Source organism: Streptomyces cynarae (assembly GCF_025642135.1).
Classification (GTDB): Bacteria; Actinomycetota; Actinomycetes; order Streptomycetales; family Streptomycetaceae; genus Streptomyces; species Streptomyces cynarae.
This window is the reverse complement of record NZ_CP106793.1, coordinates 2525440-2549738: the sequence shown is the minus strand read 5'-3', so window position 1 is coordinate 2549738 and position 24299 is coordinate 2525440. Positions and strand designations below refer to the sequence as shown.

Annotated in this window: 22 protein-coding genes, 1 pseudogene and 1 riboswitch; of the genes and pseudogenes, 18 read left to right on the top strand and 5 right to left on the bottom strand. The window is 70.5% G+C overall.

From position 1 onward, the window contains the following. Positions 1-7: 7 nt before the first annotated feature. Positions 8-409 (bottom strand): response regulator, encoded by a 402-nt coding sequence (locus N8I84_RS11965; protein ID WP_263229505.1) that lies wholly within the window; start codon positions 407-409, stop codon positions 8-10. A 180-nt stretch (positions 410-589) separates the two neighbouring features. Here N8I84_RS11965 and ctaE point away from each other — a divergent pair, with 180 nt between their 5' ends. From ctaE to N8I84_RS11925, 8 genes are all read left to right on the top strand, one after another. Further along, the gene (gene ctaE / locus N8I84_RS11960; protein WP_103843096.1) at positions 590-1210 is read left to right on the top strand and encodes an aa3-type cytochrome oxidase subunit III; all 621 of its coding nucleotides are present in this window, start codon (positions 590-592) and stop codon (positions 1208-1210) included. A 109-nt stretch (positions 1211-1319) separates the two neighbouring features. Next, positions 1320-2132 (top strand): cytochrome bc1 complex diheme cytochrome c subunit, encoded by an 813-nt coding sequence (gene qcrC / locus N8I84_RS11955; protein WP_263229504.1) that lies wholly within the window; start codon positions 1320-1322, stop codon positions 2130-2132. After that, entirely contained in the window at positions 2129-3187 is a 1059-nt protein-coding gene (gene qcrA / locus N8I84_RS11950; RefSeq protein ID WP_263229503.1) for a cytochrome bc1 complex Rieske iron-sulfur subunit, read from the top strand. Before qcrC ends, qcrA begins: the two co-directional genes overlap by 4 nt. After that, entirely contained in the window at positions 3184-4821 is a 1638-nt protein-coding gene (qcrB, locus tag N8I84_RS11945; protein ID WP_263229502.1) for a cytochrome bc1 complex cytochrome b subunit, read from the top strand. Before qcrA ends, qcrB begins: the two co-directional genes overlap by 4 nt. Positions 4822-4957: 136 nt before the next feature. Beyond that, positions 4958-6022 carry an anthranilate phosphoribosyltransferase gene (trpD, locus tag N8I84_RS11940; RefSeq protein WP_263229501.1) on the top strand — a complete coding sequence of 355 codons (1065 nt, stop codon included), beginning with the start codon at positions 4958-4960 and terminating at the stop codon, positions 6020-6022. 94 nt (positions 6023-6116) lie between these two features. After that, positions 6117-6473, top strand: a complete 357-nt coding sequence (locus N8I84_RS11935; RefSeq protein ID WP_263229500.1) for a PRC-barrel domain-containing protein — start codon at positions 6117-6119, stop codon at positions 6471-6473. Positions 6474-6500: 27 nt separating this feature from the next. After that, entirely contained in the window at positions 6501-6671 is a 171-nt protein-coding gene (locus N8I84_RS11930; RefSeq protein ID WP_263229499.1) for a hypothetical protein, read from the top strand. 80 nt (positions 6672-6751) lie between these two features. Further along, positions 6752-6868, top strand: a riboswitch (SAM riboswitch). A 186-nt stretch (positions 6869-7054) separates the two neighbouring features. Further along, positions 7055-8416 carry an aminotransferase class V-fold PLP-dependent enzyme gene (locus N8I84_RS11925; RefSeq protein WP_263229498.1) on the top strand — a complete coding sequence of 454 codons (1362 nt, stop codon included), beginning with the start codon at positions 7055-7057 and terminating at the stop codon, positions 8414-8416. A gap of 44 nt (positions 8417-8460) precedes the next feature. On the opposite strand, the gene N8I84_RS11920 is transcribed toward N8I84_RS11925, so the two are convergent. Beyond that, on the bottom strand, positions 8461-8742 hold the full coding sequence (locus N8I84_RS11920) for an Lrp/AsnC family transcriptional regulator (RefSeq protein WP_103843080.1): 282 nt from the start codon (positions 8740-8742) through the stop codon (positions 8461-8463). Beyond that, the gene (locus N8I84_RS11915; RefSeq protein ID WP_263229497.1) at positions 8739-9470 is read right to left on the bottom strand and encodes a rhomboid family intramembrane serine protease; all 732 of its coding nucleotides are present in this window, start codon (positions 9468-9470) and stop codon (positions 8739-8741) included. The genes N8I84_RS11920 and N8I84_RS11915 overlap by 4 nt, the downstream gene beginning before the upstream one ends. A gap of 157 nt (positions 9471-9627) precedes the next feature. Here N8I84_RS11915 and N8I84_RS11910 point away from each other — a divergent pair, with 157 nt between their 5' ends. The 5 genes from N8I84_RS11910 to N8I84_RS11890 all read left to right on the top strand — a co-directional run bounded on the left by N8I84_RS11910 (position 9628) and on the right by N8I84_RS11890 (position 15079). Next, positions 9628-9867, top strand: a complete 240-nt coding sequence (locus N8I84_RS11910; RefSeq protein WP_103843079.1) for a hypothetical protein — start codon at positions 9628-9630, stop codon at positions 9865-9867. Positions 9868-9903: 36 nt separating this feature from the next. Next, positions 9904-11253, top strand: a complete 1350-nt coding sequence (locus N8I84_RS11905) for an NYN domain-containing protein (RefSeq protein WP_263229496.1) — start codon at positions 9904-9906, stop codon at positions 11251-11253. 239 nt (positions 11254-11492) lie between these two features. Continuing rightward, positions 11493-12527, top strand: coding sequence for a C40 family peptidase (locus N8I84_RS11900; RefSeq protein ID WP_263229495.1), 1035 nt, complete (start codon positions 11493-11495; stop codon positions 12525-12527). A 247-nt stretch (positions 12528-12774) separates the two neighbouring features. Next, positions 12775-13818: a C40 family peptidase gene (locus N8I84_RS11895; protein WP_263229494.1), complete on the top strand. Its 1044-nt coding sequence runs from the start codon at positions 12775-12777 to the stop codon at positions 13816-13818. A gap of 64 nt (positions 13819-13882) precedes the next feature. Further along, a complete protein-coding gene (locus tag N8I84_RS11890; protein ID WP_263229493.1) occupies positions 13883-15079 on the top strand; it encodes a hypothetical protein in 1197 nt (398 codons plus the stop codon). Between the two features lie 41 nt (positions 15080-15120). Here the strand turns inward: N8I84_RS11890 and N8I84_RS11885 are convergent, their stop codons facing one another. Further along, complete coding sequence (locus N8I84_RS11885) at positions 15121-16350, bottom strand: glycosyltransferase family 87 protein (RefSeq protein ID WP_263229492.1); 1230 nt, start codon at positions 16348-16350, stop codon at positions 15121-15123. Positions 16351-16497: 147 nt separating this feature from the next. On the opposite strand from N8I84_RS11885, the pseudogene N8I84_RS11880 reads away from it, so the two are divergent. Together N8I84_RS11880 and N8I84_RS11875 are read left to right on the top strand one after the other, a co-directional pair. Continuing rightward, positions 16498-17639 (top strand): annotated as a pseudogene (locus N8I84_RS11880) (glycosyltransferase family 4 protein). A 163-nt stretch (positions 17640-17802) separates the two neighbouring features. Beyond that, positions 17803-19425: a GMC oxidoreductase gene (locus N8I84_RS11875; RefSeq protein WP_263229491.1), complete on the top strand. Its 1623-nt coding sequence runs from the start codon at positions 17803-17805 to the stop codon at positions 19423-19425. Between the two features lie 23 nt (positions 19426-19448). Here N8I84_RS11875 and N8I84_RS11870 read toward each other — a convergent pair whose 3' ends face one another. Next, a complete protein-coding gene (locus N8I84_RS11870) occupies positions 19449-21245 on the bottom strand; it encodes an AMP-dependent synthetase/ligase (protein WP_263229490.1) in 1797 nt (598 codons plus the stop codon). 306 nt (positions 21246-21551) lie between these two features. Here N8I84_RS11870 and N8I84_RS11865 point away from each other — a divergent pair, with 306 nt between their 5' ends. The 3 genes from N8I84_RS11865 to N8I84_RS11855 all read left to right on the top strand — a co-directional run bounded on the left by N8I84_RS11865 (position 21552) and on the right by N8I84_RS11855 (position 24234). Then, positions 21552-22349, top strand: coding sequence for a metallophosphoesterase family protein (locus N8I84_RS11865; RefSeq protein ID WP_263229489.1), 798 nt, complete (start codon positions 21552-21554; stop codon positions 22347-22349). 161 nt (positions 22350-22510) lie between these two features. Then, positions 22511-22954, top strand: coding sequence for an SRPBCC family protein (locus tag N8I84_RS11860; RefSeq protein ID WP_263229488.1), 444 nt, complete (start codon positions 22511-22513; stop codon positions 22952-22954). Positions 22955-23064: 110 nt separating this feature from the next. Beyond that, positions 23065-24234 (top strand): ArsA family ATPase, encoded by a 1170-nt coding sequence (locus tag N8I84_RS11855; protein ID WP_263229487.1) that lies wholly within the window; start codon positions 23065-23067, stop codon positions 24232-24234. Positions 24235-24299: the final 65 nt, after the last annotated feature.

Genomic DNA, 24299 nt, shown 5'->3' with positions numbered 1-24299 from the left:
CGAGCTCTCAGGCGCTCGAAAGGGCCCTGCGCCGCAACAGCCCGGCCAGAGCAGAGGCGAACTCGACAGGTTCGACCGGCAGCGCCACCGCCGCATCCGCGCGGCTCCAGGTCGCGAGCCACGCATCCTGAGGCCGAGCGATCAGCACCAGCACCGGCGGACAATTGAAGATCTCGTCCTTGATCTGCCGGCACACGCCCATGCCCCCCATCGGCACGGCCTCGCCGTCCAGCACGCACACGTCGATGCCGCCCTTGTCCAGCTCCCTGAGCACGGCCTCCGGCGTGGCGCACTCCACGAACTCCACCTCGGGAACGTCCGGAGCCGGCCTGCGGCCGGAGGCCAGCCGCACCTGGGCGCGGGTGTTGGAGTCGTCGCTGTAGACCAGCACCGTGGCGGTCGGCTGCATGCTTCCCTCCGGGACGTCGTCGTCGTACGGAACGGACCATCGGTGCGGATGCTACCCCCTGGAACACCGGGCCGACACCGGCGCGCACCCCCCTTCGGTGCGCCCATCCGGGCACTACAGACGGTACGGACACTCCGAACGGCACCCCCCGGAGTGAGGGCGAGATAAGCGACCGACATAATGTCGGTCGTGGCGACAGCAACGACAGTAGAAACCGGGCACGCGCACCCGTCGGTCAACCGGCCGAACCTCACCAGCGTCGGAACCATCATCTGGCTGAGTTCCGAGCTGATGTTCTTCGCGGCCCTCTTCGCGATGTACTTCACCCTGCGATCGGTGACCGGGCCGGCTCACTGGAAGGAGATGGCGAGCCATCTCAACTTCCCGTTCTCGGCGACGAACACCACGATCCTGGTGCTCTCCTCCCTGACCTGCCAGCTCGGCGTGTTCGCCGCCGAGCGCGGGGACGTGAAGAAGCTCCGGGGCTGGTTCATCGTCACCTTCATCATGGGTGCGATCTTCGTCGGCGGTCAGATCTTCGAGTACACCGAGCTGGTCAAGAAGGACGGCCTCTCGCTGTCCTCGGACCCGTACGGCTCGGTGTTCTACCTGACCACCGGCTTCCACGGCCTGCACGTGACGGGTGGTCTCATCGCCTTCCTGCTGGTCCTCGGCCGCACCTACGCGGCGCGCAGGTTCACCCATGAGCAGGCGACCGCCGCCATCGTCGTGTCCTACTACTGGCACTTCGTCGATGTCGTCTGGATCGGCCTCTTCGCCACGATCTACATGATCCGGTAGTCGGCCGCCGCGCGGCGGACGGTCCCCGACCGGGGGAGCCGATCGCCCCCGACGACCCGATCCACCTCCAGAAGCATCGACGCAGAAGATCCTGACACCGGGGTAATCCGTGAAAAAGCTCTCCGCACGACGACGCCATCCGCTGGCGGCTGTCGTCGTCCTACTCCTCGCGCTGGCGGCCACCGGGGGGCTGTACGCAGCGTTCGCGCCCGCGACCCAGGCGCAGGCCGATACGACCGCCCAGTCCCTCGCCATCGACGAGGGCAAGAAGCTCTACCAGGTGGGCTGCGCCAGCTGCCACGGCACCAACGGTCAGGGCAGCTCCGACGGTCCGAGCCTGGTGGGCGTGGGTGCCGCGGCCGTCGACTTCCAGGTCGGCACCGGTCGTATGCCGGCGGCCACCTCGCAGGGCGCCCAGGTGCCGCGGAAGAAGCCGATCTACAACCAGACCCAGATCGACCAGCTCGCGGCGTACATCTCGTCCCTCGGCGCCGGACCGGCGATCCCGACGAAGAACGACTACAGCCCGGAAGGCGCCGACATCGCCAAGGGCGGTGAGCTCTTCCGTACGAACTGCGCGCAGTGCCACAACTTCACCGGTGAGGGCGGCGCGCTGACGCACGGCAAGTTCGCCCCGAGCCTCGAGGGTGTCGCCCCCAAGCACATCTACGAGGCCATGCTGACGGGCCCGCAGAACATGCCGTCCTTCCCGGACACCACGCTGTCGCAGCAGAACAAGAAGGACATCATCGCGTACCTGAACGCGGTCAACGGTGACCAGACCGAGAACCCCGGCGGTCTCAAGCTGGGCGGCCTCGGCCCGGTCTCCGAGGGCCTGTTCGCCTGGATCTTCGGCCTCGGCGCGCTGATCGTCGTCGCCGTCTGGGTCGCCGCTCGGACCGCAAAGGCCAAGAAGTCATGAGTAGCCACGACATTCCAGAAGAGAACCTGCCCGCTGAGCAGGACACCGAGTCCGGTGCGGTAGCCGTCGCGGACGAGGAGAACCCGTTCGCCGACCCGGGGCTGCCGCCCCACGAGCACCGCATCCAGGACATCGACGAGCGGGCCGCCAAGCGCTCCGAGCGCACGGTCGCCCTGCTGTTCACCGTGTCGATGCTGGCCACCATCGGCTTCATCGCCTCGTACGTCGGGATCCCGAACGACAAGTCGATCTACGTCTTCCCGATCGGGCACATCAGCGCGATGAACTTCGCGCTGGGCCTGACGCTCGGCGTGGCGCTGTTCACGATCGGCGCGGGCGCGGTCCACTGGGCCCGCACCCTGATGTCCGACGTGGAGATCGCCGACGAGCGTCACCCGGTCGAGGCGTCCCCCGAGGTCAAGGCCAAGGTCATGGCCGACTTCCGGCAGGGCGCCAAGGAGTCGGTGATCGGCCGCCGCAAGCTGATCCGCACCACGATGCTCGGCGCGCTGGCCATGTTCCCGCTCTCCGGCCTCTTCCTGCTGCGCGACCTCGGCTCCCTGCCCGGGACGAAGTTGCGCCACACGATGTGGTCCAAGGGCAAGCTCCTCGTCAACATGAACACGAACCAGCCGCTGCGTCCCTCGGACGTCCAGGTCGGTTCGCTCACCTTCGCCAAGCCCGAGGGCCTGGAGGAGACCAGCGAGGACTTCCAGGTGGAGATCGCCAAGGCGGCGCTGATGATCGTCCGGCTGCAGCCGGAGAACATCAAGGACAAGAAGGAACTGTCCTGGTCCCACGAGGGCATCGTGGCGTTCTCCAAGATCTGCACCCACGTCGGTTGCCCGATCTCCCTGTACGAGCAGCAGACGCACCACGTCCTCTGCCCGTGCCACCAGTCCACCTTCGACCTCTCCGACGGTGCCCGGGTCATCTTCGGCCCGGCCGGTCACGCCCTGCCGCAGCTGCGCATCGGCGTCAACGCGGACGGTTACCTCGAGGCGCTCGGCGACTTCGAGGAGCCCGTCGGTCCTGCCTTCTGGGAGCGCGGATGAGCACTACAACGAGCAACGGGTCCGCGTCTCGCGGACGGGCACCGGCCGGCGAGCGCGTCTCCGACTGGGCCGACGGACGCCTGGGCATCTACACCCTGGCCAAGTCGAACATGCGGAAGATCTTCCCCGACCACTGGTCGTTCATGTTGGGCGAGGTCTGCCTCTACAGCTTCCTCATCATCATCCTCACGGGTGTCTACCTGACCCTGTTCTTCCACCCGTCGATGAACGAGGTGGTGTACCACGGCAGTTACGTGCCGCTGCAGGGTCAGCTGATGAGCGAGGCGTTCAACTCGACGCTGCACATCAGCTTCGACGTCCGCGGCGGTCTGCTGGTCCGGCAGATCCACCACTGGGCGGCGCTGATCTTCCTCGCCGGCATGTTCGTGCACATGATGCGCGTGTTCTTCACCGGCGCGTTCCGCAAGCCGCGTGAGATCAACTGGCTGTTCGGCTTCCTGCTGTTCGTCCTCGGCATGTTCACCGGCTTCACCGGTTACTCGCTGCCGGACGACCTGCTCTCCGGCACCGGTGTCCGCTTCATGGAGGGCGCGATCCTGTCCGTGCCGATCGTCGGCACGTACCTGTCGTTCTTCCTCTTCGGCGGCGAGTTCCCGGGCGGCGACTTCGTGGCCCGGTTCTACTCGATCCACATCCTGCTGCTGCCGGGCATCATGCTCGGCCTGGTGGTCGGCCACCTGATCCTGGTCGTCTACCACAAGCACACGCAGTTCGCGGGCCCCGGCAAGACGAACACCAACGTCGTCGGCATGCCGCTGATGCCGGTCTACATGGCCAAGGCCGGAGGCTTCTTCTTCCTGGTCTTCGGCGTCATCGCGGCCATCGCGGCGATCGCCACCATCAACCCGATCTGGGCCATCGGCCCCTACCGTCCGGACCAGGTGTCCACGGGCGCCCAGCCCGACTGGTACATGGGCTTCTCCGAGGGCCTGATCCGCACGATGCCGGGCTGGGAGATCAACTTCTGGGGTCACACGCTCGTCCTGGGTGTGTTCGTCCCGCTGGTGATCTTCCCGCTGGTCCTGGTCGCGATCGCGGTCTACCCGTTCATCGAGTCCTGGGTCACCGGCGACAAGCGCGAGCACCACATCCTGGACCGCCCGCGCAACGCTCCCACGCGCACCGCGTTCGGTGCCGCCTGGATCTCGTGGTACTTCGTGCTGCTGGTCGGTGGTGGCAACGACCTGTGGGCCACCCACTTCCACCTGTCGATCAACGCGATCACCTGGTTCGTCCGCGTCGCCTTCTTCGTGGTGCCGGTGCTCGTGTTCATCGTCACCAAGCGGATCTGCCTCGGTCTGCAGCGTCGGGACCGCGACAAGGTGCTGCACGGCCGCGAGTCGGGCATCATCAAGCGGCTGCCGCACGGTGAGTTCATCGAGGTCCACGAGCCGCTCAGCCAGGAGCAGCTGCACACGCTCACGGCGCACGAGCAGTACAAGCCGGTCGAGCTCGGCCCGACGGTCGACGAGAACGGCGTCGAGCGGAAGATCAAGGGCTCCGCGAAGCTGCGTGCCAAGCTCAGCAACGCGTACTACGGGGAGGACAACCAGATCCCCAAGCCCACGGTCGAGGAGTACAAGGAGATCACGAGCGGCCACGGCCACCACTGATCGCTGCACGCCACGCCACGGTAAAGGGCCCCGTCCGGTGTTCGGACGGGGCCCTTCGCCATGCCCCCGGCTGGATAGGGTGGACCCGTTCGAGACTTGCGTCCCGTAGTCCGGGACACCGACCCAGGAGCGGCTTATGAGCGCTGTGCACCCCGCTGGAGGCGACACCGCGGCGGGCCGTTCCTGGCCCCAGGTGCTGAACGGGCTCCTCGAGGGCCGCGACCAGAGCGCGGACGACACGGCCTGGGCGATGGACCGCATCATGCGCGGCGAGGCGACGGACGCGCAGATCGCCGGGTTCGTGGTGGCGCTGCGGGCCAAGGGGGAGACCGTCGAGGAGATCACCGGTGTGGTCCGGGCGATGTACGAGCACGCCAACGTGATCGAGGTGTCGGGCCGCACGGTCGACATCGTGGGCACGGGCGGCGACGGCGCGAGGACGGTGAACATCTCCACGATGTCGGCGCTGGTGGTGGCCGGCACGGGGGCCAAGGTCGTCAAGCACGGCAACCGCGCGGCCTCGTCGGCGTCGGGATCGTCGGACGTCCTGGAGAAGCTGGGCGTCAACCTGGACCTGACGCCCCAGCGGGTCGCGCAGGTCGCGGAGGAGGCGGGCATCACCTTCTGCTTCGCGGTGAAGTTCCACCCCGCGTTGCGCCATGTCGCCGCCGCGCGCGGTCAGCTGGGCATCCGGACGGTCTTCAACGCCCTCGGCCCGCTGACCAACCCGGCGAAGGTGAAGGCCCAGGCGGTCGGCGTGGCAGACCCGCGCCTGGCGCCGATGATCGCAGGTGTGCTCGCCGAGCGCGGCAACTCCTCTCTGGTGTTCCGCGGCGACGACGGCCTCGACGAGCTGACGACCACTGCCACCTCCCACGTCTGGGTGGTCCGCGACGGCAAGGTCACCGAGGAGACCTTCGACCCGCGGGACGCCGGTATCGAACTGGTGCCGGTGGAGGCCCTGCGTGGCGGCGACCCGTCCCACAACGCCGAGGTCGCCCGCCGCCTCCTCGACGGGGAGAGGGGCCCGGTACGGGACGCCGTGCTGCTGAACTCGGCTGCGGCGCTGGTGGCGCTGGAGCCGGGCGACGGCCCGCTGGCGGACCAGATCCGCACCGGCATGGCCAAGGCCGCCGAGTCGATCGACTCGGGCGCGGCCAAGCGTGCCCTGGAGCGGTGGGTGGCCGCCAGCAACGCCTGACGCCGAGCGCGCCCGCGGAAAAGGCCAGGTCAGGCTGGCCGGGGTAAAGTGAGATAAGTGGCAGCTCTCCCCGCGGGCCGCAAGGAGGCTGGGCATGATCCATTCAGCCGATATCCGCGAGTGGCGCAACCGGGACGTGATCGACGCCAAGGGCCGCAAGATCGGGTCCCTGGAGGCGGTGTACGTCGACACCACCACCGACACCCCGGCCATGGCCACCGTCCGCACCGGAATGGCGACCCGGCACAGGCTCGTCTTCGTTCCCCTGGACGAGGCGACCGTGGGACCCGGGTACGTCCAGGTGGCGCACTCCAAAGGGCAGGTGCGCAAGGCGCCGTCGATCGGTGTGGACGACGTCCTGCCCGTGGAGCGGGAAGAAGAGATCTTCAAACACTACGACAGGGCCTATGAGCCCGGTGCCGACCGCGGACGCCGCCTCGCGCGCCGCTGACCCCCGGGCCGAAAGAAGTTGGTCACCATGGCGGTCTTCCTGTTCCTGATCCTTGCGGCGGTCGCCCTCGGCATCATCGGCGCGGTCGCGAAGGGGCTGTTCTACCTCCTGATCATCGGCATAGTGGTGTTCCTGGCCAGCCTCGTCCTGTTCGGCATGCGCTGGGGGCGGCGCTCGAAGCACCACCTGGTTCGGTGACCCACCGGGACGGGACCGCCCGTCCCGGTATACGGACAGAAGTTGCGGGCAGGTGATCACCTGCCGTAATTTCCACATCAGGTCATGAGCGACAGTCATTCGGCCCCGGCCGGCTGTCCGGCAACCCTCCGTCCGTGGCGGGGTGCCCCGGGTGAAGACCAGGTCGCAGGCAGCGAGGTCTGCGGCAAGCGCGGACCCCTCGTGCCTTCCAGGGGTCCTGGTCGTTCGAGGGAGCCTTCCGTGAGCAAGCGAATGCGTTAGGGCCGCAGAGCCCCGCCTCCGCATCCCCTTTTTTCCTTCACCTTCTCCGTGCCGTGGACACCGCTGCGCCCGTGCGCGCCTCCGGCACCGGTGAGTCTCGCCTGCTCTACGGGAGTACACCCATGTCCGTCTCCACCCTTGCCGCCGACCAGTCCGTCTGTGCCCCGCTGCCCGTTCTGGGTCGTGGCGTCACCGTCCCGCTCGTGACCGGCGGCGACGTCACGTACGCCGCGCTCGACTACGCGGCCAGTGCCCCCGCGCTGCAGCGCGTCTGGGACGACGTCGCGGCGTACGCCCCCTACTACGGCAGCGTCCACCGCGGTGCCGGCTACCTCTCCCAGCTGTCCACCGACCTGTTCGAGAACGCCCGCCGCACGGTCGCCGAGTTCCTCGACTGCCGCGACACCGACCAGGTGGTCTTCACCCGCTCCACCACCGACTCGCTCAACCTCCTCGCCGCCGCCCTCCCGGCCGACTGCCAGGTCTTCGTCTTCGAGACCGAGCACCACGCCTCCCTGCTGCCGTGGCGGGCCGCCCAGGTCACCTACCTCGACGCCCCGAGCAGCCCCGGGCAGGCCGTGGAGACCCTGGAGCGCGCCCTCGCCGACCGCGCCCCCTACGGCCCGGCCCTGGTCTGCGTCACCGGCGCCTCCAACGTCACCGGCGAGCTGTGGCCGGTACAGGAGCTGGCGGCGGCCGCGCACGTGCACGGCGCCCGTATCGTCCTGGACGCCGCCCAGCTCGCCCCGCACCACCCGGTGTCCGTCAAGGACCTCGACGTGGACTGGGTCGCCTTCTCGGGCCACAAGCTCTACGCGCCCTTCGGCTCCGGCGTCCTGGCCGGCCGCGCCGACTGGCTGCGCCAGGCCGAGCCGTACCTCGCGGGCGGCGGCGCCAGCCGCAAGGTCACGCGCAGGACGGACGGGGGAGTGGACGTGGAGTGGCACGACACGGCCGCCCGCCACGAGGCCGGCTCCCCGAACGTGATCGGCGCCTACGCCATCGCCTCCGCCTGCAAGGCCCTCACCGAGGCCGGCTTCGACACCCTGGTCGCCCGCGAGCAGCACCTGATCCGCAAGGTCAGGGAGGGCCTCGCCGACGTCCCCGAGGTCAGGATCCTCTCCCTCTTCGGCGACGACGCCGCCCGCGTCGGCGTCATCTCCTTCGTCGTCGAGGGCTGGAACAGCTCCCACTTCGCCGCCGCGCTCTCCGCCGAGTACGGCATCGGCGTCCGCGACGGCCTGTTCTGCGCCCACCCGCTGGTCCGCACCCTGCTCGGCAGCGACCCCCAGACCCAGGGCGAGTGCGGCGCGCCCGAGGCGGCGCCCGGGGAGAAGTCCCTCAACGCGATCCGGGTGAGCTTCGGCGCCGGCACCCCCGACGAGCACGTGGAGCGCTTCGTCAACGCCGTGAAGGAACTGGTCAGCGACGGTGCGCGGTGGCAGTACCGCACGGAGAACGGCCGCTGCGTCCCGGCGGTCTGAGATCGCGCAGGGCCGGTGAGGCGGTGTTCAGTGGATCGGGCGGATCAGGAGTCCAGCCCGATAGCGAACGCCGCCTCCAGGTCGTGCTGGGAGTACGTACGGAACGCCACGTGGGTGTCCGTCGCCTCGACCCCCGGGATCTTGCTGATCCGTCCGGGGATGACGTCCGCCAGCTCCTCGTGCTCCCTCACCCGCACCATGGCGATCAGGTCGTACGTCCCCGTGACGGAGAAGACCTCGCTGACGGAATCCAGCGAGGCGATCCGCTCCGCGATCTCGGGGATCCGGTCCACGCTGGTCTTGATGAGCACGATCGCGGTGATCACGGCTGCTGTTCTCCCTCGGGGGCCTCGGCTGGTGGTTTCACCCTACTCGTACGCGTGTAGCGCACCGACGCGTAGACGAACCCCAGCGAGAACCCCACCAGGTGGGCCAGGTAGGCCACCCCGGGCCCCTGGGCGGCCCGGCCCGCCGCCATCCACTGCAGGGACGCCCAGAACGGCAGCACCACCCAGGCCGGGAACCTCAGCGGCAGGAAGAACAGGAACGGGAAGAGACTGGTCACCCGCGCCTTGGGGAAGAGGAACAGGAACGCACCCAGGACCGCGGAGATCGCCCCGGACGCTCCGACCAGCGTCTGCGCCGACGCGGCGTTGGCCGCCGCGTACCCCAGCAGCGCCAGACAGCCGCATCCCAGGTAGAACAGGGCGAACTCCACATGCCCCATCCGCTCCTCGGCCATGGCCCCGAAGACGTAGAGGAAGAGCATGTTGCCCAGCAGATGCACCCAGCTGCCGTGCACGAACAGCGCGGTAGCGGGCGTGAGCGCCGCCCGCGGCGCCCCGCTGAACAGCTCCACCGGCACCACGCCCCAGCGGGCGAAGTAGGCCCGCTGCGCGGCGAGCAGCGCGTCCCCGGTCCCGTAGGCCGGACTCAACCCCGCGGCCGGTCCCACGACGAAGAGTGCGCAACACAGGACGATCAGCCCGTACGTCACCGGCGCGGGCTGTCCGCGCAGCGCTCCCACGGCCGCCCTGCTCCAGGTGCTGATCATGGTACAGAGCATGGCGTAACCGGACGGATACGCACAGAGTGCCTCGCCGCCGTGGAACGGGCGGGCGACGGGTACTCGGCAGGCCGTAGGGTTACGAGCCACACGCTCCAGGGAAACTGGCGCATCACGGAGACTGGAAGAAGGAAGAGCACCCACGATGACGGTTCCCCTGCCGACGGAGACGACCCGCTGGCGCTGCACGCTCTGCGGCAACCTCACCCGTTTCGACGTGACCCGCTCGTCGAAGGTCGTCGAGTACGTGCACCTCGATCTGGCCGGGGAGCCGAAGGTCGAGGAGCGCGAGGTGGTCAGTGAGACCATCGAGTCGGTCCGTTGCCGCTGGTGCAACGCGGTCGACCAGGTGGAACTCGTGGACAGGCCGGGCGCCGGCTCCTGAGGGAGGCGGCCCCGCAGGGCGTATGGGGTGTGAGGGATGGCTGAGACCACAGGCGGGGAGCCGGTCGACGGCACCGCTGAGGTGCTCGACCGTCCGCTGCCCGACGGCGTGCGCCGCCGGGTCGTGCAGATCGTGTCCGACGGCTTCGGCGGGCTGACCCTCGCCGAACTGCCCGCACAGCTGCGCCAGTACGCCCGGTTCACCCCGACCCGCCGGGCGAAGTTCGCCGGCAACGCCATGGCGGCGGCCGTGGAGACGGACGCGCTGTTCCGGCAGCGCATCGCCGAGAAGCTCAGAGAGGCCCAGCCGGAGCTCGCCGGCGCCCTGGACTCCGGCTCGCCGCCCCCGGCCGCGGACCCGCTCGACGTGGCGGCCGCGGCCTATGTGCTGCGCCCGGCGGGCTGGGTGAAGCTGGTGACCGCCGCCGGTGAGGAGGCCCAGCGCGTCGACGCCGAGCGCGCCGACGAGGAGAGCCGGGCCGAGCTGGAGCGGCTGCGCGCGGAGCTGGCGGCCGCACGCGAGCACACCCGCGCCGAGACCGAGCGGCTGCGGGCGGAGCTGGACGCGGCCCGCAAGGAGGCCGACTCGCTTCACCGCAAACTGCGAGCCGCCCTCAGCGACGTCAGACGTGGCGAGGCCGCCCTGCGCAAGGCCCAGGGCGAGATCGAGGCGGTGCGCGCCGAGGGGCAGGCCCAGCTCTCCGCCGCCGAGAGCGAGACCCGGCGGCTCAAGGCACGCCTCGGCGAGGCGGAGGCCACCCTGGAGGCCACCCGCAGAGCGGCGCGCGAGGGGCGCAGTGTCGAGGACATGCGGGTGCGGCTGTTGCTGGACACCCTGCTCGACGCGGCCCAGGGGCTGCGCCGTGAACTGGCGCTGCCACCGGTCTCCGTACGGCCGGCGGAGACGGTGGACGCGGTCGAACCAGGACGAATGACTCCGAAAGACATCGCCGCCCGTGCGCTGTCCGAAAACGATCCCGCGATTCTCGACCAGTTGCTCGCACTGCCCCAGGTGCATCTGGTCGTCGACGGCTACAACGTCACCAAGACCGGGTATCCGCAGATGCCGCTGGAGAAGCAGCGTCTGAGGCTCCTCGGTCAGCTCTCCCAACTCGCCGCGCAGACCGGCGCCGAGGTCACCTGTGTCTTCGACGGGGCCGAACTGGCCGCACCGGTGCTGCTCGCGCCGCCGCGCGGGGTGCGGGTGCTGTTCTCCAAACCGGGCGTCACCGCCGACGAGTTGATCCGCCAGCTGGTGCGCGCCGAGCCGCCGGGCCGGCCCGTCATCGTCGCTTCCACGGACCGTGAGGTGGCCGACGGAGTCGCGAGGGCGGGAGCGCGCCCGGTCGCCTCGGCGGTGCTACTGAAGCGTCTTTCGCGCGGCTGAAATCGGGCCCGGGATCACTTACGTCACCAAGCGCAACGTACAGGCTCAATGCCCGAATTGACGGAACCGTCGCGCGACGTAGCGTCAGGACTGCCTCACTTCCTGTGCCTCATGTGCAAAGAATGCATTGCGTGACCGGATTTTTTGGTGTGAGGATTTGAATTCATCACGATGAGGTCACTAGGGTCTGGCCTCGAACCTCCGAGCGGGTGATCACTCAGAAGAAGGAGCCTGCTTCCGTGGCGTCCCACCGTCGACCCAAGCAGCCGAGCCGTGCACGTGTGACCGTGCTGACCACCGCGGCCGCCGCCGCTGTCGCGTTCAGCGCGAACGCCGCCAACGCGGCGCCCAGTGCCAAGCCGAGCGTGGACGAGGTCAAGTCCAAGGTCGACAAGCTCTACGAGGACGCGGAGAAGGCCACCGAGCAGTACAACGGGGCCAAGGAGAAGCAGGAGCAGCTCCAGAAGGAGATCTCCACCCTCCAGGACAAGGTCGCCCGGGGCCAGGACGAGCTCAACAAGCTGCGCGACGGCATCGGCACCATGGCCAGCGCCCAGTACCGCACCGGCAGCATCGACCCCTCCCTCCAGCTCTTCCTCTCCTCGAACCCGGACGACTACCTCGACAAGGCGTCCACCCTCGACCAGTTGAGCAGCCAGCAGGTCGAGGCGCTCAAGAAGATCCAGGAGAAACAGCGCGAGCTGGCCCAGGAGCGCCAGGAGGCCACCGACAAGCTCAAGGACCTCGCCGCCACCCGCACCGAACTGGGCAAGAAGAAGCAGGAGGTCCAGGGCAAGCTCGCCGCGGCGCAGAAGCTCCTCAACAGCCTCACCGCCCAGCAGCGGGCCGCCCTCCAGGACGACCAGAACCGCGCCAGCCGGGCCAGTGAGCGCACCGCCCTCAGCGTCGGCGTCGGCTCCGGCCGGGCCGGTGCCGCCTTCTCCGCCGCCCAGACCCAGGTCGGCAAGCCGTACGTCTACGGCGCCACGGGCCCCAACGCCTACGACTGCTCGGGTCTGACCTCCTGGGCGTACGCGCAGGCCGGCGTCTCCATCCCGCGCACCTCGCAGGAGCAGGCGAACATAGGAACCCGCATCTACTCGGTCAACGACCTCAAGGTCGGCGACCTGGTGTTCTTCTTCAACGACCTCCACCACGTGGCCCTCTACGCGGGCAACGGCCAGGTCCTGCACGCCCCCCGCACCGGCACCGTCGTCCGCTACGAGTCGATGTCCACGATCGGCGGACCGTTCATGTTCGGCGTCCGGGTCTGAAATCCCGGTTCCGAGTCCGACCCGGTTACCCGGTTCCTCGAACCGCACGACACCACACCGCCCGAACGAGCGAATTCCAGCGACTCCCGCTGACTCCACGCCCCGCCGATGACCTGCGTCAGCGGCGGGGCGTCGCTCTGTCGGCCTCTCGAGGTCTTTGGACCCGCGGTGATCACCCCGCTACTGTCTGCCGCGTTTCCCCCGCCGCCCGGCGGGCGGTTCGTCAGCGGAAGGAGAGCGACCGGTCGTGGGGTCCCATCGCCGCCTTGCACCGTCCGGCATGCGCCAGGGCGCCAGCGCCGCGGAGTCCAACCGAGCCCTGAAGAGGGCAGCCGCCGTACTGTCCGCCGCAGCGGCGGCCGCGGCGACACTGGGCGCCGTACCGGCGAACGCCGCGCCACGCGACACCCGGGCCACGGTGGACCAGCTGTACCGGGAGGCGGAGCAGGCCACCGAGGCCTACAACAGGGCCGGGGAACGCGCCAACGCGCTGCGCCGGGACGTCGGCCGGGCACAGGACCGCGTCGCCCGGCAGCAGGACCGCGTCAACAGCATGCGGGACGCGCTCGGTGCGCTCGCCGGGGCGCAGTACCGCTCCGGCGGACTCGCCTCCTCCCTCGCGCTGCTGCTGTCGGACAACCCCGGCGAGTACCTCGACAGGGCGGCCGTGCTGGACCGCATCGGCGCCCGCCAGGCGGGGCAGCTCAAGGAACTCCAGGGAGCGTTGCGCCGGTTGGCCCGGGAACGTGCGGTGGTGGCCGGTGAGCTCGCCCAGTTGGAGAAGAGCCGCGAGGCGGTCGCGCAGCACAAGAAGGCCGTGGAGCGGAAGCTCGTCGCGGCACAGCGGCTGCTGAACTCCCTGCCGGACGGGGAGCGCACCGCCTACCAGCGGGCCTCCCGCTCCGCCGGCGAGGTGCCCGCCCTCACCCCCGCCGCGGCGCCCGACTCCCGCGCGGCGGCGGCCGTCGCCGCTGCCCGTTCGGCGCTCGGCCGCCCGTATGTGTGGGGCGCCAACGGGCCGGGCGGCTTCGACTGCTCGGGCCTCATGCAGTGGTCGTACGCGCGGGCGGGCGTCGGACTGCCGCGCACCTCGCAGGAGCAGCGGTACGCCGGCCGCCGGGTGCCGCTGTCCCAGGCCCAGCCCGGGGACCTGGTGGTCTACCGCTCCGACGCCAGCCATGTGGCGATGTACGTCGGCAACGGCCAGGTCATCCACGCACCCCACCCGGGGGCGGCGGTGCGCTACGACCCGGTCGGCATGATGCCGATCGCCTCGGTCACCAGGCCCTGAAGGCGCCGGTCAGCTGCCGAAACCGGCGCGCGAGCGGCGAGCGGCCGCCGCGTACGATCGGACGGTGGCTGATCGTGGGCGTGCGTCGGGGATCGTGGCGTGCTGTGTCCTGCTGCTGGCCGGGCTCGTCGGCTGCGGCGGCGCCGCCCCCGCCGGGAACGGGACGGCCGCCGTGCGGCAACTGCTCGAACGGCGGGCGACGGCGGTCCTGGACGGCGACCGCTCCGCGTTCCTCGCCACCCAGACCCGCGCGGCGGGCACCACCGGGTTCGACAACCTGCGCGCCGTGCCGCTGGCCGACTGGTCGTACCGGCTCACCGCCGTTCACCTGACCGGTGACCGGGCCACCGCCGACGCCGAACTGCGCTACCGCGTCAGGGGATACGACCAGGCGCCGGTCACCGCCGCCCGGTCACTGCGGCTGACCCGCACCGGCGGACGCTGGTACCTCACTTCCGACGAGCCCGCGCGGAAGGCCGCCCGGCAACTGTGGGACCAGGGCGCCGTCGAGGCGGTTCGCGGCGCGCACAGTCTCGTCCTCGGCGTCGGGCAACCGCGGGAGACGCTGCGGGAGTACGCGCGCCTCGCGGACCGGGCGGTGCCCGCCGTCACCGAGGCGTGGGGGGCCGGCTGGCCGGGCCGGGTCGTGGTGCTCGTACCGAAGTCGCTGGAAGGCATGGCGGCGCTCCTCGGCGCACCGGCGTCCGGGTACCGGGGGATAGCCGCGGTCACCACCGGTGAGGTGGGCGGGAGCGGGACGGCGCCCGCGGACCGGATCACCGTCAACCCGGACGCCTACGCGATCCTCGGCGACCTCGGCAAACAGGTCGTCCTCACCCACGAGACCACTCATGTCGCCACCCGCCGCCACACCACGGCGGCCACACCCCTGTGGCTCTCCGAGGGGTACGCCGACTGGGTCGGCTACCGTCGCACCGGCCGGACCCCCGCCCAGGTGGCGCCCGAACTCGAGCGCGCCGTCGGGCTCGGCACCGCCCCGTCCGCGCTGCCACGGGACTCCGACTTCGCCTTCTCCGGGGACGCGGGGAAACTGGCGCAGGCCTACGAAAGCGGCTGGATGGCCTGCCGGATGATCGCCGACCGTTGGGGCGAGGCCCGGCTGAACGACTTCTACCGGGCCGTCGGCGACCACGGGAAGCGTGAGGGATCGGTCGAGACGGCCCTCGCAAGGGTGCTCGGCACGACCCCGGAGAAGTTCACGCAGCAGTGGCGGGCGTATCTGAGGTCCCAACTCCGCTGAGGGCACCGCCGGTTCGGCCCGGCACCGAGCAGGGGCGACGCTCAGGAGGGCGTGAGCGTCTCCTGGGTGCGGGCGGTCTGAGGCGGAACCGTCGCGGTCGGGCGGGAGACCGTGGTGCGCCACAGGGACCTGGCCGCGGTCAGTGCGGCGAGCAGCAGCAGGCCGTTGCGCGTGGCGAGGAGGGTGACGCCCAGCCGGTCGCTCGCCACGACGTTCGCGAAGTACACCGGGAACTCCAGGACCGTGGCGAGGCAGGCGGCCAGGACCAGCCCGGCGGGCAGGAGCATCCGGCTGCCGGGGAAGCACAGGCAGACGGCCGCGAGCCCGACCAGCCAGACCATGTACTGCGGGCTGATCACCCGGCTGGTGAGCGTGAACAGCAGCACCGCCACGAAGGCCGCGTCCGCGAGCGCGTGCGGCGGCAGGCGGCGCACACTCACCCGCCACAGCAGCAGCCAGCCGAACGCGATCACGGTCAGGAAGAGGGCTGCCGCGCTTACCCAGTCGACGTAGGGGCCGAGGAACTCCACCGAGCCGTAGTTGAGCATCACCCGGCCCTCCCAGCCGTAGTGCCGGGCCACGTGGAACACCAGCGAGCCCAGCGACTCCACCTCGGTGCCGCGGTCGCGCTGGGCGGTCAGGAAGGAGAAGGCGCCGGGCATCGACACGGCGAACAGCAGGGCGAGAGCGCCCGCCGTCGCGGCGGCCGAGATCCAGGCCCGTCGCCTGCCGGCGCCCACCAGCAGCAGCGCCGGCCACACCTTCAGCAGTGCGCCGAACGCCGCGAGCGCTCCCATCAACCGCGGGCGGCGCATCCCGGCCAGCAGCGCGGCGACCGCCACGGCCGTCACCATCAGGTCGTAGCGGGCGTACACCGTCGGGCCGAGCAGCGGAACCCCGACCACCCACACCCAGGCGCCGCGCAGGGACTTGCCGCGCCTCAGGCCCGCGTACAGCAGAAGGCCGAAACCCGCCAGGTCGGCGACGCAGGCGAGCACGAAGAACGCCTGCGCGTACTGCAGGAAGGGCAGCAGCGCGGGGGACAGGATCGCGAGCGCCGCGGCGGGCGGGTACTGCCAGGTGACGTCGCCCTGGGGGAACGTGCCGGTGCGCAAGGTCTCGTACCAGCCCTGGTAGATCACCGAGACGTCGCTGGTGACGTCCGGCCCGGGGAAGACCCACACCTTGAAGACGAAGAGCAGCAGGACGAGTCTCGTCAGCAGCCAGGTGGCGAGCAGCAGCCAGACCGGAATGCGCCGTGCGCCCGCCATGTACACCTTCAGTCCCTGTCCTCACGCGTCCGGTATCGCTGTCACCGACGGGCCATGATCTCGCGTCGAGCCGGGCGGGGGGCGGCAAACGCGGCCGTACGGCGCTGTGAGTACGGTCGCACAACCGGTTCGGTACTGTCGACGACGATGCACAAGACCCTCATCGTGACCAACGACTTTCCGCCGCGCCCCGGCGGCATCCAGGCGTTCCTGCACAACATGGCGCTCCGTCTGGACCCCGACCGGCTGGTCGTCTACGCCTCCACCTGGAAGCGCGGCCGCGAGGGCGCCGAGGCGACTGCCGCCTTCGACGCCGAACAGCCCTTCACCGTCGTACGGGACCGGACGACGATGCTGCTGCCGACACCGGCCGCGACCCGGCGGGCCGTGGGGCTGCTGAGGGAGCACGGCTGCACCTCGGTGTGGTTCGGGGCGGCGGCACCGCTCGGCCTGATGGCCCCGGCGCTGCGGCGGGCGGCGCGCGGCGGCTCGTCGCCACCACGCACGGCCACGAGGCGGGTTGGGCCCAACTGCCCGCCGCACGCACCCTGTTGCGGCGTATCGGCGAGTCCACGGACACGATCACCTACCTCGGCGAGTACACCCGCTCACGCATCGCCACGGCGCTCACCCCTCAGGCGGCCGACCGGATGGTGCAGCTGCCGCCGGGCGTCGACGAGAAGACCTTCCACCCCGGCTCGGGCGGCGACGAGGTCCGCGCCCGCCTGGGGCTGACGGACCGCCCGGTGGTGGTCTGCGTCTCCCGCCTGGTCGCGCGCAAGGGCCAGGACACCCTCATCCGGGCGCTGCCGCGCATCCTCGCCGAGGAGCCGGAGACGGTCCTGCTGATCGTCGGGGGCGGGCCCTACGAGAGGGACCTGCGCAGGCTCGCCCAGGAGACCGGGGTCGCCGACGCGGTCCACTTCACCGGCGCCGTGCCCTGGTCCCAGCTGCCCGCGCACTACGGGGCGGGCGACGTCTTCGCGATGCCGTGCCGCACCCGCAGGGGCGGCCTGGACGTGGAGGGCCTCGGCATCGTCTACCTGGAGGCCTCCGCGACGGGCCTCCCGGTGGTGGCCGGCGACTCGGGCGGCGCCCCGGACGCGGTCCTGGACGGCGAGACGGGATGGGTGGTGCGCGGCGGCTCGGAGGAGGAGACGGCGGACCGCGTCATCACCCTCCTGAAAGACCCGGAGTTGCGGCGCAGGATGGGCGAGCGGGGCAGGCGGTGGATCGAGGAGAAGTGGCGCTGGGACTTGCTGGCGGAGAGGCTCCGGCAACTTCTCTGAGGGTGGTCGCGCCCGCTAGGGGCGCGGGGTTGCATCGATATGCGCTCCGCCGCGTGGGCGCGAGGAACCACGAACAACCCGCACCCGCCCGACGGCAGGACGAGGCATCCCAGAAGGCGCCCGGACCCTAGCCGGAACCCAAAATTCCGCCGATGCTGCGCCCATGACAACAAACCTGACACGCCGTCAGATCTTGGGTGTCGCAGCCCTGCAAACGGCAGCCGCACTGGGGTTCACCCGCATCAACCTGCACTCGGCCCAAGCTGCAGAGCCCGACGCAGTCGACAGCGCCCCGGCGATAGTCATCGGCTCCGGCTACGGCGGCGCCGTAGCCGCCCTCCGCCTCGGCCAGGCCGGCATCCGCACCCTCGTCCTGGAGATGGGCCGCCTGTGGAACAACCCCGGCCCCGACGGCACGGTGTTCTGCTCCACCAGCGCCCCGGACGGCAGATCCATGTGGTTCCGCAACCGCACCGAGGCCCCGCTCGCCACCTTCCTCTGGCTGGACGTCGTCAACCGGGACATCAGCCCTTACCCCGGCGTCCTCGACCGCGTGCACTTCGACGCCATGTCCGTGTACGTGGGCCGCGGCGTCGGCGGCGGCTCCCTCGTCAACGGCGGCATGGCGGTCACACCCGTCCAGTCGTACTTCAGCGAGCAGTTCCCCACTGTCGACGCCACCGAGATGTACGGCACCTACTTCCCGCGCGCCCGGTCCATGCTCGGCGTCAACACGATCGACCGCGCCTGGTTCGAGTCGACCGAGTGGTACCGGTTCGCCCGCACCTCCCGGAAGGCCGCCGCGAACACGGGCCTGAAGACCACATTCGTGCCCAACGTCTACGACTTCGCCTACATGCGGCGCGAGGCGGACGGCACCGCCACCAGGTCCGCTCTCGCCGGCGAGGTCATCTACGGCAACAACCACGGCAAGCGCAGCCTCGACAAGACCTACCTCGCCTCCGCGCTCGGCACCGGCAACGTGACCATCAACACGCTGGAGCGGGTCAGGGAGATCCGAAGAGCCGCCGACGGCACCTACGTACTGACCGCCGACCGGATCGACGTGACCGGCGCGGTCGTCGAGACCAAGCAGTACGGGTGCACGTACCTCTTCCTCGCGGCGGGCAGTATCGGTACCACCGAACTTCTTCTCCGCGCGCGGGAGAAGGGCACCCTGCCCGCGCTCGACGCGAGCGTCGGCACCGGCTGGGGCACCAACGGCAACGTGATGCTCGCCCGTGCCAACCACGTCTGGGACACGGTGGGTGCCGACGAGTCCACCATCCCCGTGATGGGCATCGACGACTGGGCCAACGCCGACAATCCCGTCTTCGCCGAGATCGCCCCGCTGCCGACGGGGCTCGAGCACTGGGTCAGCCTCTATCTGGCGATCACCAAGAACCCTCAGCGGGCCTCGTTCACGTACGACCCCTCGACCGACGGCGTGAAACTCGGCTGGAGCGCCGCCCAGAGCGCCGTCTCCGTGAGCATGGCCAAGAAGCTCTTCGACCGGATCAACACCGCCAACTCGACCATCTACCGGTACGACCTCTTCGGCGCCGGCAGCAAGGTCTTCGCCGACGACTTCACGTACCACCCGCTCGGCGGCTGCGTGCTGGGCAGGGCGACCGACGACCACGGCCGGGTGAAGGGCTACTCGAGGCTGTACGTCACCGACGGCTCCCTGGTGCCGGGCAACCTCGGCGTCAACCCGTTCCTCACCATCACCGCGCTCGCGGAACGCACCATGGCGCGGGTCCTTTCCGAGGACACCGCGCCATGACGTAAGCCGTGAGAGGGGGCCGACTACTTCCGGTAGAGGGCCTCGATCTCTTCCGCGTAGTCCTTCGCCACCACGTTCCGCTTGAGCTTCAGGGACGGCGTGAGGTGGCCCGACTCCTCGGTGAACTGGGAGGGCAGAATGCGGAACTTCCGCACCGATTCCGCCTTCGACACCGCGGCGTTGCCGTCGTCGATCGCGTCCTGGATCGCGGCGAGCAGATCCGGGTCGTCGCACAGCGACGCCGCGGTGGAACCCGCCGGCTTGCCGTGCTCGGCCGCCCAGCGGCCCAGGAACTCCTCGTCGATCGTGACGAGCGCCCCCACGAACGGCCGCCCGTCGCCCACCACCATGCACTCCGCGACCAGGGCGTGCGCCCGGATGCGGTCCTCGATCACCGCAGGGGCCACGTTCTTGCCGCCCGCGGTGACGATGAGCTCCTTCTTGCGGCCGGTGATCCTGAGGTAGCCGTCCTCGTCGAGGGTGCCGATGTCGCCGGTGTGGAACCAGCCGTCGGCCAGCGCCTCGGCGGTCGCTGCCTCGTTGTTCCAGTAGCCCTTGAAGAGGTGCTCGCCGTGCAGCAGCACCTCGCCGTCGTCCGCGATGCGGATCACGGAACCCGGCAGCGGCTGGCCGACCGTACCGATCTTCTGCCGGTCCCACGGGTTGAACGCCGTCGCCGCGCACGACTCGGTCAGGCCGTAGCCCTCCAGGACCGTGAAGCCGATGCCGCGGAAGAAGTGGCCCAGGCGCTCACCCAGCGGGGCGCCCCCGGAGATGGCGTACTCGCCGCGGCCGCCCAGCACCGCGCGCAGCTTGCTGTAGACGAGCTTGTCGAACGCCTTGTGCTTGATCTTCAGGCCGAGGGACGGACCGGACGGCGAGTCCAGCGCCTTGCTGTAGGCGATCGCCGTGTCCGCCGCCTTGTCGAAGACCTTCCCCTTGCCGTCCGCCTGGGCCTTGGCGCGCGCCGAGTTGTACACCTTCTCGAACACGCGCGGCACGCCGAGGACCAACGTCGGCCGGAACGCGGCCAGTTCGTCGGTGAGGTTCTTGATGTCCGGGACACAGCCCAGCTTGATCGGCGCCATCATCGGCGCGATCTGCACCAGACGTCCGAAGACGTGCGCGAGCGGCAGGAAGAGCAGGACCGAGCACTCGCCGGTACGGAACAGGGGGCGCAGCCGCTCCACGACGTTCCCGCACTCGGCGAAGAAGTTGCGGTGGGTCAGCACACAGCCCTTGGGGCGCCCGGTGGTGCCGCTGGTGTAGACGATCGTCGCCGGATCGTCGGCCTTGGCGAGGGAGCTGCGCTCCTCGACCGCCGTGTCACTGACGTCCCGGCCGACGCGGCCCAGCTCCTCCACGGCCCCGGCCTCGATCTGCCACACGTGCTTGAGCGCGGGCAGCTTCTCGCGCACCGTCTCGACGGTCGCGGCGTGCGCGTCCTGCTCCACGATGCAGGCGGTCGCGCCCGAGTCGCTGAGGATCCACTGCACCTGCTCGGGCGAGCTGGTCTCGTACACCGGCACGGTGACCCCGCCCGCGCTCCAGATCGCGAAGTCCAGCAGCGTCCACTCGTAGCGGGTCCGCGACATCAGACCCACCCGGTCGCCCGGCTGCACTCCGGAGGCGATCAGGCCCTTCGCCGCGGCCTGCACCTCGGCGAGGAAGGCGGCGGCGGTGACGTCCTGCCAGGCGCCCGCGACCTTGCGGGCGATGACGGCGACGTCCGGATGCTGCGCGGCGTTTCTGCGAACGATGTCGGTCAGGTTTCCGTCCGCAGGGACCTCGTACAAAGCCGGAAGGCTGAACTCGCGCAAGACTGCTGCTCCTCACAGGGCGCCGACGCCACGACTCTGTGTGCTGCGACGGTGCGGTCCAAGGCTCGGTCAGGTGCTCGGGATTCCTCCGGGATTCACTGGTTGAAACCCTGAGCACGACTGGACTGCCCGGACGTTACCCGCCGGTATGGCTTCTCCGACAGGGGGTCCCGACGAGATGTTCCGTGCGTCACACGTGTTGGCGTTCCTCGGCGCACAGTAGTCCACCCCTTGACTTACCGGCCAGTAACCGCAGGTCCCGCCGCTACTGTTCACGTTTGCCCCACAGCCTTACGCTTGATCGTCATGGCACCCACATCGGGCGGTAACACCAGGACGCGTGTCCACGTGGTCAGCGACGTGCACGGCAATGTGCGCGACCTGGCCGAAGCGGGCGAGGGGGCGGACGCCCTGATCTGTCTGGGTGACCTGATCCTCTTCCTCGACTACGCCGACCACTCGCGCGGGATATTCGCCGACCTGTTCGGCACCGAGAACGCCGACCGGCTGGTGGAACTGCGCACCGCCCGCCGCTACGAGGAGGCGCGCGCGTTCGGAGCCGAGCTGTGGGCCGGGGTGGGCATGGACCGGGCCGCCGCGATCGAGAAGGCGGTGCGTCGGCAGTACGCCGAGCTGTTCGCCGCGTTCCCCACCCCGACGTACGCCACCTACGGCAATGTCGACATGCCGCCCCTGTGGCCCGAGTGCGCAGGTGAGGGCACCCGGGTGCTGGACGGCGAGCGGGCGGAGATCGGCGGCTGGACCTTCGGCTTCGTCGGCGGCGGCCTGCGCACCCCCATGCGGACCCCGTACGAGATCAGCGACGAGGAGTACGCGGCCAAGATCGAGGCCGTGGGGGAGGTGGACGTGCTGTGCACCCACATCCCGCCGGAGGTCCCGGAACTGGTCTACGACACGGTGGCGCGCCGCTTCGAGCGCGGCAGCCGGGCCCTGCTCGACGCCATCCGCCGCACCCGGCCGCGGTACTCCCTGTTCGGCCACGTCCACCAGCCGCTGGTGCGCCGGATGCGGATCGGGGCGACGGAGTGCGTGAACGTGGGGCACTTCGCGGGGAGCGGGAAGCCCTGGGTACTGGAGTGGTGAGCGGTCCGCGGGTCGGCGCCCGGGCTCCGAGACGGTCCCTGCGGCCCAAGCCCAGGTGGGGTGGTACCGGCGCCGCGCCTGCGCGGTAGCCTTCACGCTGCACACACGTGCGCACGGCGCACCACCTCCCTCACCGGACCGCATCTGGAGGAGCCACGGCGATGGCGGAACACACCAGCTCGAGCATCACGATCGAGGCGGCTCCGGCCGACGTCATGCGGGTGATCGCCGACTTCGCGCGCTACCCGGACTGGACGGGCGAGGTGAAGGAGGCGGAGGTCCTCTCCACCGACGACCAGGGCCGCGCCGAGCAGGTGCGCCTCGTCATGGACGCGGGTGCCATCAAGGACGACCAGACGCTCGCGTACACCTGGACGGGCGACAGCGAGGTCTCCTGGACCCTCGTCAAGTCGCAGATGCTGCGCTCCCTGGACGGCTCGTACCTGCTCAAGCCGGCCGGTGCCGGCGCCACCGAGGTGACCTACCGGCTGACCGTCGACGTCAAGATCCCGATGCTCGGCATGATCAAGCGCAAGGCGGAGAAGGTCATCACCGACCGCGCGCTGGCCGGGCTGAAGAAGCGGGTGGAGTCGGGGGAGAAGTAACCTCCTTCGAGTGCGGGAGAGGTGACGTCCGGCCGGGGTACAGGTGACGGCCACGGCACGCGCGGGTGCTGTCGCGTCGCGGCAGTACCTCTCCGTTACCGTTCACGGTCATGCGCACCATCCTGATCACCGGCCCCGGCGGCTCCGGCCGGACCACCGTCGCCGCGGCCACCGCGCTGAACGCCGCCCGCCGGGGCAGCCGCACGCTCGTGCTCAGCGCCGACCGCACCGACACCCTCGGTGCCGTACTCGGCGTCCCCACCGGCGCCCGCCCCGTGGAGGCCGCACCCGGCCTCACCGCCTGGCGGCCGGACGCCGCCGCCCGCTTCCGCGACGGCCTCGTGGCCTTCCAGGACCGCGCGGCCACCGCCCTCGACCTCCTCGGCGCCGCCCCGCTGGACGCGGAGGAGGTCACCCCCCTGCCCGGCGCCGAGGAACTCGCCCTGCTGCGCGCCGTGCGCGACACCGCGCTCTCCGAGTCCCACGACCTCCTCGTCGTCGACCTGCCCCCCGTTCCGCAGGCGCTCGTCCTCCTCGCCCTGCCCGAGGAACTCCGCCGCTACCTGCGCCGGCTGCTCCCGCCGGAGCGGCAGGCCGCGCGCGCCCTGCGCCCCGTCCTCGGTCGGCTCGCGGGCGTGCCGATGCCCTCCGAGTGGCTGTACGAGACCAGCGCCCGCTGGGACGTGGAACTGGCCGCCGTCGAGGCCGTCCTCGCCGACCGCGCCACCAGCGTGTGGCTGGTCGCAGAACCGGGCCCTGCCGCCGCCGACGCGGTCCGTACCGCCGTCACCGGCCTCGCCCTGCGCACCCTGCGCCCCGAGACCCTGGTCGCGAACCGCGTCCTGCCCGACAGCGGCCACGACGCCTGGCTCGCGCAGTTCGCCGCCCAGCAGCGCAAGACCCTTCAGGAGTGGCAGGGCGCGTACGCCGTGCACGGCGTCCCGCACCTCGGCCACGACCCGCGCGGCGCCGACGACCTCGCCGCGCTCGCGGTCCCGGACGTCAACGCGGCGCCCTCCCCGGCCGAGTGGCCCGTGGCGGACCGGCTCGCCGAGGACGGAGTGCTCGTGTGGCACATCCCGCTGCCCGGTGCGATACGCGAGGAACTGGACCTCGTCCGGCGCGGCGACGAGATCGTGGTGACCGCGGGGCCGTTCCGCCGCATCGTTCCCCTTCCGTCGGCGCTGCGCCGCTGCACCGTGGCCGGGGCGGCGCTGCGCGAGGGCGAGCTGCGCATCCGTTTCGCACCGGACCCGGAGCTGTGGCCGCGCACCTCGTAGGGGCGGTGCGCGCCCCCGGACTCATCTGATGAAGCACGTACCCCCGTTCGGGTAACGTCGGGAGT

Excerpts from the sequence above, each read along its gene's own strand:
- N8I84_RS11965 (WP_263229505.1), bottom strand. The coding sequence starts at position 409 with ATGCAGCCGACCGCCACGGTGCTGGTCTACAGCGACGACTCCAACACC.
- ctaE (WP_103843096.1), top strand. The coding sequence starts at position 590 with ATGTCGGTCGTGGCGACAGCAACGACAGTAGAAACCGGGCACGCGCAC.
- qcrA (WP_263229503.1), top strand. The coding sequence starts at position 2,129 with ATGAGTAGCCACGACATTCCAGAAGAGAACCTGCCCGCTGAGCAGGAC.
- qcrB (WP_263229502.1), top strand. The coding sequence starts at position 3,184 with ATGAGCACTACAACGAGCAACGGGTCCGCGTCTCGCGGACGGGCACCG.
- trpD (WP_263229501.1), top strand. The coding sequence starts at position 4,958 with ATGAGCGCTGTGCACCCCGCTGGAGGCGACACCGCGGCGGGCCGTTCC.
- N8I84_RS11935 (WP_263229500.1), top strand. The coding sequence starts at position 6,117 with ATGATCCATTCAGCCGATATCCGCGAGTGGCGCAACCGGGACGTGATC.
- N8I84_RS11930 (WP_263229499.1), top strand. The coding sequence starts at position 6,501 with ATGGCGGTCTTCCTGTTCCTGATCCTTGCGGCGGTCGCCCTCGGCATC.
- N8I84_RS11925 (WP_263229498.1), top strand. The coding sequence starts at position 7,055 with ATGTCCGTCTCCACCCTTGCCGCCGACCAGTCCGTCTGTGCCCCGCTG.
- N8I84_RS11915 (WP_263229497.1), bottom strand. The coding sequence starts at position 9,470 with ATGATCAGCACCTGGAGCAGGGCGGCCGTGGGAGCGCTGCGCGGACAG.
- N8I84_RS11910 (WP_103843079.1), top strand. The coding sequence starts at position 9,628 with ATGACGGTTCCCCTGCCGACGGAGACGACCCGCTGGCGCTGCACGCTC.
- N8I84_RS11905 (WP_263229496.1), top strand. The coding sequence starts at position 9,904 with ATGGCTGAGACCACAGGCGGGGAGCCGGTCGACGGCACCGCTGAGGTG.
- N8I84_RS11885 (WP_263229492.1), bottom strand. The coding sequence starts at position 16,350 with ATGGCGGGCGCACGGCGCATTCCGGTCTGGCTGCTGCTCGCCACCTGG.
- N8I84_RS11875 (WP_263229491.1), top strand. The coding sequence starts at position 17,803 with ATGACAACAAACCTGACACGCCGTCAGATCTTGGGTGTCGCAGCCCTG.
- N8I84_RS11865 (WP_263229489.1), top strand. The coding sequence starts at position 21,552 with ATGGCACCCACATCGGGCGGTAACACCAGGACGCGTGTCCACGTGGTC.
- N8I84_RS11860 (WP_263229488.1), top strand. The coding sequence starts at position 22,511 with ATGGCGGAACACACCAGCTCGAGCATCACGATCGAGGCGGCTCCGGCC.
- N8I84_RS11855 (WP_263229487.1), top strand. The coding sequence starts at position 23,065 with ATGCGCACCATCCTGATCACCGGCCCCGGCGGCTCCGGCCGGACCACC.